This is a genomic window from Gemmatimonadota bacterium (genome assembly GCA_026706845.1).
In the GTDB taxonomy this organism is placed as follows: Bacteria; Latescibacterota; UBA2968; order UBA2968; family UBA2968; genus VXRD01.
Window position 1 is genome coordinate 1 of record JAPOXY010000229.1, and the last position, 3212, is coordinate 3212.

Annotated in this window: 2 protein-coding genes; both read left to right on the forward strand. The window is 52.9% G+C overall.

Annotated features, from left to right (window positions below):
* The first annotated feature begins 167 nt into the window (after nucleotides 1-167).
* Entirely contained in the window at nucleotides 168-2783 is a 2616-nt protein-coding gene (alaS, locus tag OXG87_20620; GenBank protein ID MCY3871959.1) for an alanine--tRNA ligase, read from the forward strand.
* Nucleotides 2784-2791: 8 nt separating this feature from the next.
* Nucleotides 2792-3212 (forward strand): geranylgeranylglyceryl/heptaprenylglyceryl phosphate synthase (locus OXG87_20625; GenBank protein ID MCY3871960.1); only part of this gene is annotated, 421 nt, incomplete at its 3' end.

Here is a 3212-nt window from a genome sequence, read left to right on the forward strand (position 1 = left end):
CGATTTGCTGATGAGCAGGGCAAATCGCTACCGGGGATTGTCTCGTGAGAAAGCTCTCGGACGGATGTACGGTTTTTTGGGGCGCAGGGGATTTGAGGTTTCGGTTGCGCGAGATGTCGCTCAAAAGGTGTGGTCTAAAATAGAAAATGAAGAGGGTTGAATAGAAGATGAAGACTGCTGTACAAATTCGCGAAGAGTTTCAGGCGTTTTTTGAGTCCAAAGGTCATACGCGGGTTCAAAGTGCGCCCCTATTGCCGCAAGACGATCCCACGCTGTTGTTTACCAATGCGGGTATGAATCAGTTTAAGGATGTGTTTTTGGGCACCGGGCATCGGCCTTATTCACGGGCAGTTGATACGCAGAAGTGTTTGCGGGTTTCGGGCAAACACAACGACCTGGAAGAAGTGGGATTCAGCCCTAACCATCACACGTTTTTTGAGATGTTGGGCAACTGGTCTTTTGGCGACTACTTCAAAAAAGAAGCCATAGCATGGGCGTGGGAGTTGCTCACAGATGTGTGGCAGTTGCCAAAAGATCGCATGTGGGTAACGGTGTTTGGTGGCGACGAGGAGGATGGTCTGGAGGCTGATGTGGAGGCTGAAAAACTCTGGTCCCGCGTGACGGATTTGCCCGCCAATCGCGTGTTGCGTCTGGGTAAGAAAGATAATTTCTGGGAGATGGGAAATACTGGTCCTTGTGGCCCGTGTTCTGAGATACACTTTTATCTCGGCGATGATCCGGCAAAACAGGATGCCGTACCGGATGTAGATGCTGAGGATTATGTCGAGATCTGGAATCTGGTTTTTATTCAGTACAATCGCGGTGCCGATGGCATATTGCAGCCTTTGCCAGATCAGCATGTGGATACGGGGATGGGATTTGAGCGGATTTGTTCGATTTTACAGGGTGTACAAACCACGTACGATACGGATGTGTTTTTGCCAATTATTGGGGCGATCAGTGAGATTACCCGAAAGCCCTATAACAAAGACCATCAGGTACCCATACGCGTGATTGCCGATCATGTGCGTACACTCTCATTTGCAATCGCAGATGGGGTGCTGCCGTCCAATGAAGGGCGAGGCTATGTTTTGCGGCGGATTTTGCGCCGTGCTGCGCGGTTTGGACGCTCGCTGGGGATGCATGAGCCGTTTATTTTTCGACTGGTAGAGACAGTTGTCAGTGAAATGGGTGTTGTTTTTCCCGAGGTGGCAGAAAAACGCGATTATATTACACGGGTGATTCGGTCTGAGGAAGAGGGATTTGGCAAAACACTGGATCGCGGGCTGGAAATTTTCGACGCGATGCAGGCGAAAGGACGTATTTCCGGGGCAGATGCTTTCCAGTTATACGATACCTATGGCTTTCCCATTGACTTGACGCGGTTGATGGCAGCTGAAAAAGGTATCGAGGTGGATGAGGAGGGCTTTGAAGCGCGGATGGCGGAGCAGCAGGAGAGGTCTCGTTTGGCGGCTTCTTTTCATTTTCACGTAAATGAACCAACGGTTACACTTACCAAAAAGCATTCGGAATTTGTGGGATACGAAACACTCGCATCCGATTCGCACATTGTCGCCTGTCAACCCGCACAGGACGAGATGCTGGATCTCTATCTGGATATAACGCCGTTTTATGCCGAGTCTGGCGGGCAGGTTGGGGATAAGGGTGAAATTGCAGGAGAAGGTGTGTGCTTTGAAGTAGCGACTACATTTAAGGTGGGAGAAGCAATTGTGCATCGCGGTCGCCTGTGCAATGGGCAGACCGAAGGGTTGGTGGGGATGGATGTGAATGCGCGCGTCGATGCTGAAGCCCGTTTGAATACAGCGCGCAATCACACGGCCACGCATCTGATGCATCGCGCTTTGCGGCAGGTTTTGGGCGATCATGTACACCAGGCCGGTTCGCTGGTTGCCCCAGATAGGTTGCGCTTTGATTTTACGCATTTTGAAGGTGTAACACCCACACAATTAGACGATATTGTGGGCATTGTCAATGACGCGGTCAGGCGGGATTGGGCTGTCGATATTTCTTTTGATACGTTAGATCGCGCCGTGGAAATGGGTGCGATGATGTTGTTTAACGAAAAATATGGCGATGTGGTGCGCATGGTGCAGGTAGGGGATTTTAGCCTGGAGTTGTGCGGTGGCACGCATGTGCAAAGCACCGGGCAGATCGGGCTGTTTCAACTCACGCAAGAGACGGGTACCGCAGCTGGCGTGCGGCGCATTGAGGCGGTTACCGGACCGGGTGCAGAATCCCTCGTGCGCGAGCAAAAGAAAATTTTGGTCGATCTCTCGTCGCAACTGAGTGCACCAACATCGGAGTTGTCGGATAAGGTCGCGAACCTGATCGCGCACAATCGCGAACTCGAGCGCGAGTTGCAGAGCTTGCGGCGAGAGCAGGCCGGTTCAGAGATGGATATGCTGGTGAGCAGTGCTCTGAATGTAAATGGGGTGCGCGTTGTGGCCGCCGAGGTTTCGCCGCCCGATATGGAAGGGTTTCGCACAATGGGCGACGGTTTGCGCGATGCCTTGGGTACAGAGGGCGTTGGCGTGATTGGTGCGAATTTAAATGGCAAGGCATCGCTTCTGGCTGTGGTGACGGACGATCTGATCGGTCAGGGCGTGCAGGCTGGCAATGTTGTCAAAGCCATCGCACAGATTGTGGGTGGCGGAGGCGGAGGTCGCCCCCATCTGGCGCAGGCCGGTGGCAAGTTTCCCGAAAAGATCGGAGAGGCTCTGGCGCGAGTGCCCGACATCATTCGGGCACAGGTGGGAGGGTGAGTGCCTCAATGTCGATATACGATCAGTTAATGGCTATTCGCAATTGCCGCGGGGCGGGGTTTTTGCCCTATCTGGATCCCGATAGGCTCGACAAAAAAGATCTGGGACGCACGGCCTCTCTTTGCGAAGCGCAGGGAGCAGATGCCATTTTGATCGGCGGCAGTTTTTTGTTATCCACCAATTTTGATCGCATGGTGCGCGAGGTCGTAAGCGCTGTAGATATTCCGGTGATTATATTTCCCGGCGATACCAACCAGATCTCCGCGGCTGCCGATGCGATTATGTTTTTGTCGCTTATCAGTGGTCGCAATCCCGAATTGCTGATCGGGCAACACGTCAAGGCTGCGCCAATTTTGAAAGCACACGGCTTAGAGGCCATTGCAACCGGCTACGCGCTCGTGGATACAGGGCAGCTCACCACAGCCGAAT

What these genes read in the sequence shown, in the direction of transcription:
- alaS (MCY3871959.1), top strand. Translation starts at nt 168, where the DNA reads ATGAAGACTGCTGTACAAATTCGCGAAGAGTTTCAGGCGTTTTTTGAG.